This window comes from Coxiella endosymbiont of Ornithodoros maritimus (assembly GCF_907164965.1).
GTDB lineage: Bacteria > Pseudomonadota > Gammaproteobacteria > Coxiellales > Coxiellaceae > Coxiella.
In genome coordinates this window covers 1-7,926 of sequence record NZ_CAJRAM010000056.1, presented here as the reverse complement: position 1 = coordinate 7,926, position 7,926 = coordinate 1, and the positions used below count along the sequence as shown (strand labels likewise).

Genomic DNA, 7,926 nt, shown 5'->3' with positions numbered 1-7,926 from the left:
GTGAAGCCGCATATACGTTCTTTTCGTCAAAACTGATTGTTGACAACAACCCTGGGGCCATATACGTATAGACCAAAGCAGAATACGGGAAAATAATGATCTCGTCTATCATCCCCGTATTTCACTGCGCTTCATACAGGCTACAAACGCGATGAACAAACGTATCCCAAAATCCTTCATTCAAGATCTTTTATCCCGCACCGATATCGTTGAATTAATTCAATCACGGGTCACTATTAAAAAACGTGGCGCCAATTATTTAGGCTTATGCCCTTTTCACACCGAAAAAACCCCTTCATTTACGGTGAGCTCGAGCAAACAATTTTATTATTGTTTTGGATGCGGTGCTCACGGCAACGCCATTAGTTTTTTAATAGCTTTCGACCGAATGGAATTCCTGGAAGCAGTGACAGACTTAGCTAATCAGCTCGGCATTGAAATTCCAAATGAGACAATCTGTCAATCCAAAAAAGCAGAAGTCAACGACGATTTTGTTTTATTAACCACTATTTCCCGTTTCTACCAACGCGAATTAAAACGCTCACCCCCCGCTATTCACTACTTAAAATCACGCGGACTCACCGGCGAAACAGCAAAACAATTCGCTATTGGCTATGCCCCCAACGCTTGGGAAAACCTTCAGGCTTTTGCTAAAAACTCGAAAATACAATCACAGCTCGTCACTCACGGCTTAGTCGTCAAAAAAGAAAACCGCTGTTTTGATCGATTTCGTCATCGCATTATGTTCCCTATCCGCGACCTTCGCGGACGAGTCATTGCTTTTGGAGGCCGCAGTGTGAGCGAGGATTTACCGAAATACATGAACTCCCCCGAAACACCCCTTTTCCAAAAAGGAAGCGAATTATATGGTTTGTATGAAGCTTGCAAAACACACCACCCTTTGCCTCGCGCATTAATCGTTGAAGGTTACATGGACGTCGTCTCACTTCATCAACATGGCATCACCTACGCAGTCGCTATCCTTGGAACAGCTACCAGCGTTCGCCATTTACAAAAATTATTACGTTACACCCACGAAATTATTTATTGTTTCGACGGCGACGACGCTGGAAGACAAGCGGCCTGGCGGGCACTGACTTCCACCCTTCCTGTAATGCGCGAAGGCATTCAAATTCGTTTTTTATTTTTACCGCAAGGAGAAGATCCCGACAGCTTAATCCAAAAGATTGGGCGAGAAGCCTTCGAAAATAAAATCGATCAAGCTCCACCCTTAAGCGAAGTTTTCTTTTCTTATTTGCAAAAGGAAATCCCTATCCGCTCTATTGACGACAAAGCCGCCTTCGCTAAACAGGCATTGGAACATCTACGGCCGATGCCAAGAGGAATTTTTTATCAACTTCTCCTGAAAGAACTCGCTCATGGTGCCGGATATGGACAAGGAAGTTCTCAGAAAACGGATTCAAGTAATTCAAAAGAAAACCAATGAGGAAGAGCGCTTAAAAACTTTTTTCGTGCCGCTTAGTGAAAAAAGTGCAGGCTCAGAATGAAGTGGAAGGCAATCAACGAACGTTTGAAAATATCGTCGCCTGTGAAACGGAATGCATTCTACGAACGTTGGAAAAAACTGTCAATTATTTAGGACTGATGGCGGTGCCTATACGCTTATTCCTTATTTGTACGGCTGATAGAAAAGTAATGGAGGGGTTTTTGCCGGGGGCATCTGGGCAGCTTGGCTTTTCAGGTGGGTGGCTGAAAAAGACTGGCGGCGCTCTATTGTATAAGTTGATGGGCATTAATACTTACATCATGAACACTCCGTTACCGATGGTGACTTCTCAAGAAGTTTTTAGGAAATTTTTATGGATCGTCAATCATTTACGTTTGAGTCTTAAAAAAAGTATTGTCAGTATGGAGCTTTGGTATTTTTAGTTTTTCAGCGGGGATTGTAGTACTTTTTTCGGTGAGTGTTAGATTTTCCACTTACGTGGTCTCTCTCCAATTAGAAGGGGCTGGAAGTCTTTTTACAAATACGATTAACATTACTTCAACCGCTGTCTCTTTTGCGCTTTTTTTTCGATCCTTTATCTTGTTTTTAAGTTCTGCGTTACACTGCCAAGACCCTCATCAGCAGATAGAAAAGAGTATTGATTATTTAGTGGAAAATATCTCTTCTTTTTCGGATGAGCATTTGGATGCCCTTTATGAGATCGTGAAAGTTGAATTAGATTTTTTTGATGGAAGTCGCGAAGTACTACTTCCTTGTCCGGGAATATCTCCGTAGCCCGTATGAAGCGAAGCGGAATACAGGTCGTTTTGAAAACTCGACAAGCCTCTTAGAACCCGTTAAACTCTCAGCCTTATTGAGAGAGGTATTATGCGGGTTAAAGAGGAAGCACTCACTTTTGATGACGTTTTATTGCTCCCCAACTACTCTGAAGTCTTGCCTAAAGACGTATCGTTAACCACGCGCCTCACCCGAGAGATTACCCTTAATATCCCTTTATTATCAGCGGCCATGGATACGGTGACTGAAGCTCGTCTGGCGATTGCCCTGGCGGAAGCGGGCGGTATTGGCATCCTCCACAAAAACATGAGCCCAACCTATCAGGCCAATGAAGTGCGTAAAGTGAAAAAATTTGAAAGTGGGGTTGTATTCGACCCCATCACTGTTTCACCTGAAAGCACGATTGGAGAACTCAAAAAGATTACCAGTGAGTATAATATTTCGGGCTTGCCCGTCGTTGAAAGGGAGCAGCTCATTGGCATCATCACCAGCCGTGATATTCGCTTTGAAACAGACATGCAGCAAAAAGTCGTTAATTTAATGACGCCCAAAGATCGCCTTATTACCATTAAAGAAGGAGCTTCTCGCGGCGAAATTATCAACCTTTTCCGTCAACATCGAGTAGAGAAATTGCTCGTCGTTAACGATCGTTTTGAATTACGGGGTCTAATCACGGTGAAGGATATTTTACGCTCTGAACGAAATCCCAACGCGTGCAAAACAAAATCCGGACAATTGCGAGTAGGCGCTGCGGTGGGAACGGGCGGAGAAACACCGGATCGAGTGGCTGCACTCGCTGCTGGAGGTGTCGATGTCATTGTAGTGGATACCGCACACGGTCATTCCAAAGGCGTCATAGAACAAGTGAAATGGATTAAGAAAAATTATCCGCACATTCCCGTCATTGCGGGTAATATTGCCACGGCCTCTGCTGCTCGAGCATTAGCCGATGCTGGCGTTGATGCTGTTAAAGTGGGGATGGGCCCAGGGTCTATTTGTATCACTCGCGTGGTTGCGGGCATTGGTGTTCCGCAAATTACGGCCATTAACGCTATTGTCGCTGAGCTTAAGAAGGAAGATATTTCTATTATCGCTGACGGCGGCATTCGTTTTTCGGGTGATATTTGTAAAGCGATAGCCGCGGGATCGCACGCTGTAATGATTGGGGGTTTATTTGCTGGTACGGAAGAAGCGCCGGGAGAAGAAGTTTTATATCAAGGCCGCTCCTATAAAGCCTATCGCGGTATGGGTTCTGCTGGGGCAATGTTTGGTAAATATGGCTCATCGGACCGCTATTTTCAGGAGTATGTTGATAAACAAGAGAAATACGTTCCCGAAGGAATTGAAGGACGCGTGCCCTATAAAGGTCCTTTGCGTGGGGTGGTTCATCAGCTAATCGGTGGTTTGCGCTCAGGGATGGGCTACACAGGCTGTAGAACCATCGATGAAATGCGGACAAAAACCAAATTTATTCGAGTCACCAGCGCTGGCGTGCGAGAAAGCCACGTGCACGATGTAACCGTTACCAAAGAATCACCGAATTATTCAGTAGAAGAGTAGCGGCAGGGTGTTCTCTTTCGCAAGCAGGAAAATCACATGCTAAAAGATATCCACCAACGTCGCATTTTAATTCTTGATTTCGGCTCGCAATACGCTCAATTAATCGCGCGGCGAGTGCGGGAAATTGGCGTTTATTGTGAATTAATGCCCTGTGATATCGATGAGGAGGCCATTCGTAATTTTAACCCACATGGCGTTATTCTTTCAGGCGGGCCGGAGACCGTCACGTTAAGTCATACGCTGCGCGCCCCCGCTTTTATTTTTGAAATTGGCTGTCCGGTGCTGGGTATTTGTTATGGTATGCAAACGATGGCATATCAGCTCGGCGGAAAAGTCAATATGACGGCTAAGGCTGAATTTGGACATGCGCAATTGCGGGTCTTAAATCCCGCTTTTTTATTCGACGGTATTGAAGATCAAGTTTCACCTCAAGGTGAAACTTTGTTAAACGTTTGGATGAGCCATGGTGATATTGTTACCGAATTACCGCCAGGCTTTGAAGCGACAGCTTGCACCGACAATTCGCCTCTAGCGGCGATGGCGGATTTCAAACGGCGATTTTTCGGTTTGCAATTTCATCCTGAAGTTACGCACACCCCTCAAGGGTATTGTATCTTAACGCATTTTGTAATTTACATTTGTCAGTGCGCACCTAATTGGACTACCAAACATATTATCGAAGACAACATTCGAGATATTCAGGAAAAAGTCGGCAAAGAACAGGTCATTGTGGGATTATCTGGGGGTATGGATTCCGCGGTGACAGCAACTTTGCTTCATAAAGCCATCGGCGATCAACTGGTTTGTATTTTAGTCGATACCGGATTGATGCGATTGAATGAAGCGGATGAAATTTTAAATGTATTTCAAAAACATTTAGGGAGCAAGGTTATTTGTGTTGATGCAAAAGATCGTTTTATGAAAGCGTTGAAAGGAATTTCAGATCCTGAAAAGAAGCGCAAAATTGCTGGCGAACAATTTATTCGTGTATTTGAAGCACAAGCTAAAAAATTAAATGTAAAATGGCTGGGGCAAGGTACTATTTATTCCGATGTTATTGAATCTGCAAAAACAAAAATGGGAAAAGGCCATATTATTAAAACACACCATAATGTGGGGGGATTGCCGTTAAATATGGAATTGAAACTCATCGAGCCGCTACGGGAATTGTTTAAAGATGAAGTACGCAAATTAGGACTCGAATTGGGATTACCCGCGGATTTAATTTATCGACATCCGTTTCCCGGCCCTGGTCTCGCGATCCGCATTTTGGGAGAAGTGAATGCAGAGTATATTAATATTTTGAAACAGGCTGATGCCGTCTTTATTGAAGAATTAAAAAAATCCGATTACTACCACCAAGTCAGTCAAGCCTTTGCTGTTTTTATGCCTTTGAAATCCGTGGGCGTTAAAGGAGACGCTCGGCATTATGGTTATATTATCGCTTTGCGCGCTGTAAAAACGGTGGATTTTATGACGGCGCAATGGGCAGATTTGCCGCATGAATTTTTATCTAAGGTAGGTCATCGAATAGTGAATGAAATTAAAGAAGTCTCCCGCGTTGTTTATGACATGACTAATAAACCGCCGGCGACGATCGAATGGGAGTAAGAAATGCGTAGAAATGAAGATTCAGAAGTCATTGCCGTCGTCTTTTTCAGAATTGTCTGTGGTAATTTCATTGTTAGGGCTGCTTGTGGGAGTGGGAATGCTGGAAAAAGAAAGACTCACAGTGTTTGCGATTAATGACTTATGGTTTTTGACTCTGCCTCTATTCAAGGACACAGTGAAGGGGGGTCGCTTGGGTTCCTTTGGCTTTTTTTGTTTGGACGTTTAGGAAAACTATTAAAAAAGCTTACGATGTTGCAAATGCTCCTCGTTTTTTATGATAAAGGAACAAGGAATGGATAGCGCGTTTGCAAAAACACCTCCTAATTTACTAATTGCCGGCGTTGATGAAGCGGGACGCGGCTCATTGGCGGGTCCAGTAATTACCGCTGCTGTTATTTTAAATCCCGAGACAATTATTGAAGGACTTGCGGATTCCAAAAAATTATCATTGAAAAAACGCGAAGAGCTGTACGAAAAAATCATTACGAATTGTAAGGCATTTGCCATTGCACGTGCTGATGTAGATGAAATTGATCGATTGAATGTTTTAAGATCCACTTTATTAGCCATGCAGCGCGCCATTAATCAATTCTCCATTCAACCCGATAAAGTGTTAATTGACGGGCATTGTTCTCCTAATTTGCCGTATGAAACACAAGCCGTTGTTCAAGGTGATCAGATCGTACCCGCGATAAGTGCAGCGTCCATTTTGGCAAAAGTTACGCGTGATCGAGAAATGCTAAAATATGACGTGCAATATCCTGACTACGGCTTTGCCATTCACAAAGGTTACGGAACGAAAGCCCATTTAGTAGCTATTCATCGTTTTGGCATCACACCTGTCCATCGAAAAAGTTTCGAACCTGTGAGGCAGCTGAAACTTTTCATTCCGGAGGAATAACTCTATGGAGCAAAGTGAAATACGCAATAATAATACATTCCCGTGTTTTGCTTCGCTCCATAGGGGCTATTTTGGAAAGTAGAATTAAAATTGTTGCTGATTTCCTGTTACAATCTATTTTCATTGATACGAACTTTAAGGAGCCTTGATGGCAGAAAAATTATATATTTCAGTGCTTTGTGGAGGACAGTCTATTGAACATGAGATTTCTATTCAGTCAGCGAAGAATATTGTAAACACCTTGGACGCTTCTAATTATTTTATTTATATTGTTTTTATTGACCATGTGGGTCGATGGTATTTGATTGACCAACCGAAAATGTTTTTAGCGGATTCACCTAACCATCTGGTCAAAGAGGGGGGCGCACGGCCGATTACTATTGCTTTTGGAGACGCTGCAAAGCCTTGGCAGTCATTAAATGGCGACGCTCGCCGTTATTCGGCAGATTGTGTTCTCCCCATGGTGCACGGGACCCAGGGGGAAGATGGAGCTTTGCAGGGGTTGTTAGAGCTTTTAAATTTGCCGTATGTGGGTGCGAATGTGCAAAGTTCTGCAGTTTGTATCGAAAAGGACCTTACCAAAACGGTGCTTCGAGCAGGTGGAATTCCTGTAGTGGATTGGCATACACTTTCACCCCCAGATTCCACAGAGGGTGTGTATCAGCGACTTCTCAATCGGTGGGGTGTTTCTGAGTTATTTGTGAAAGCGGTGAGTTTAGGTTCTTCAGTAGCGACTTTGCCCGTAAAGACAGAAACAGAATTTACAAAAGCGGTTGAGGAAGTTTTTTGTTATGACGATCGCCTGATGGTTGAGCCACGGATTCACGGACGGGAAATTGAGTGTGCGGTTTTGGGGAATGGAACTCCAAAAGCTTCTTTGCCAGCTGAAATTATTCCTCATCACGATTATTATTCGTATGAGGCGAAGTATCTCGATCCTAACGGCGCTACAACGACAACGTCTGTTGAGCTATCGGAATCAGTGACTAAACAGATTCAGCAAACAGCCATCGACGCTTTTAAAATGGTGCATTGTTCGGGGATGGCACGGGTGGATTTTTTTGTTACGCCTAACAATAAAATCATGGTGAATGAAATAAATACTATTCCTGGATTCACGAGCATTAGTATGTATCCAAAAATGTGGGAAGCCAGCGGATTGCCTTGTCCGAGTTTGTTGGATCAATTAATTGAATTAGCCATTGACCGCCACCGAGCACAGCAGAAATTGATACGGTGTTATGAAGTAAAGGCAAAGCAAAGTGAAAAGTCAGTTTAATCTGTTTTTCTTGACACTTCGTCCGGCGATCTCGTCATCCCTACCTCCCCGTCATTTCCGCGCAGGCGGGAGTCCCAGTGCACCTTTGGTGCGCTGGATCAACTATGTTTGAATTGCTGTGAGCAAGTTTGAAAACTGGATAATAAATAGTCATTTTACACACCTTATTCACAGCTTCACAGTGATACCGCAGTTAGCGATTTTTTCTGTTCAAATTTTTTTAATCTGGCATTGGCGATAACAATAATTTTTCGTATTAGTGCTACAAACGCTACCATTTTCTTTTTCCCTTTTTTAACGAGCCCCTCATAAAAGCTCTTTAATTCTGAA

General features: G+C 43.4%; 7 protein-coding genes. All 7 read left to right on the top strand.

The annotated features are described in order from the left end of the window. The first annotated feature begins 151 nt into the window (after positions 1–151). The 7 genes from dnaG (at position 152) to OWO34_RS05985 (ending at position 7,596) form a co-directional block, all read left to right on the top strand. Complete coding sequence (gene dnaG, locus OWO34_RS06015; RefSeq protein WP_267256889.1) at positions 152–1,447, top strand: DNA primase; 1,296 nt, start codon at positions 152–154, stop codon at positions 1,445–1,447. A 44-nt stretch (positions 1,448–1,491) separates the two neighbouring features. After that, the gene (locus OWO34_RS06010; protein ID WP_267256888.1) at positions 1,492–1,890 is read left to right on the top strand and encodes a hypothetical protein; all 399 of its coding nucleotides are present in this window, start codon (positions 1,492–1,494) and stop codon (positions 1,888–1,890) included. Between the two features lie 31 nt (positions 1,891–1,921). Continuing rightward, a complete protein-coding gene (locus OWO34_RS06005) occupies positions 1,922–2,242 on the top strand; it encodes a hypothetical protein (RefSeq protein WP_267256887.1) in 321 nt (106 codons plus the stop codon). Between the two features lie 93 nt (positions 2,243–2,335). Further along, a complete protein-coding gene (guaB, locus tag OWO34_RS06000; protein WP_267256886.1) occupies positions 2,336–3,805 on the top strand; it encodes an IMP dehydrogenase in 1,470 nt (489 codons plus the stop codon). A gap of 36 nt (positions 3,806–3,841) precedes the next feature. Then, on the top strand, positions 3,842–5,416 hold the full coding sequence (guaA, locus tag OWO34_RS05995; protein ID WP_267256885.1) for a glutamine-hydrolyzing GMP synthase: 1,575 nt from the start codon (positions 3,842–3,844) through the stop codon (positions 5,414–5,416). Between the two features lie 292 nt (positions 5,417–5,708). Then, the gene (gene rnhB, locus OWO34_RS05990) at positions 5,709–6,317 is read left to right on the top strand and encodes a ribonuclease HII (RefSeq protein ID WP_267256890.1); all 609 of its coding nucleotides are present in this window, start codon (positions 5,709–5,711) and stop codon (positions 6,315–6,317) included. A 145-nt stretch (positions 6,318–6,462) separates the two neighbouring features. Continuing rightward, entirely contained in the window at positions 6,463–7,596 is a 1,134-nt protein-coding gene (locus OWO34_RS05985; protein ID WP_267256884.1) for a D-alanine--D-alanine ligase family protein, read from the top strand. The last annotated feature ends 330 nt before the right edge of the window (positions 7,597–7,926 follow it).

Excerpts from the sequence above, each read along its gene's own strand:
- dnaG (WP_267256889.1), top strand. The coding sequence starts at position 152 with ATGAACAAACGTATCCCAAAATCCTTCATTCAAGATCTTTTATCCCGC.
- guaB (WP_267256886.1), top strand. The coding sequence starts at position 2,336 with ATGCGGGTTAAAGAGGAAGCACTCACTTTTGATGACGTTTTATTGCTC.
- guaA (WP_267256885.1), top strand. The coding sequence starts at position 3,842 with ATGCTAAAAGATATCCACCAACGTCGCATTTTAATTCTTGATTTCGGC.
- rnhB (WP_267256890.1), top strand. The coding sequence starts at position 5,709 with ATGGATAGCGCGTTTGCAAAAACACCTCCTAATTTACTAATTGCCGGC.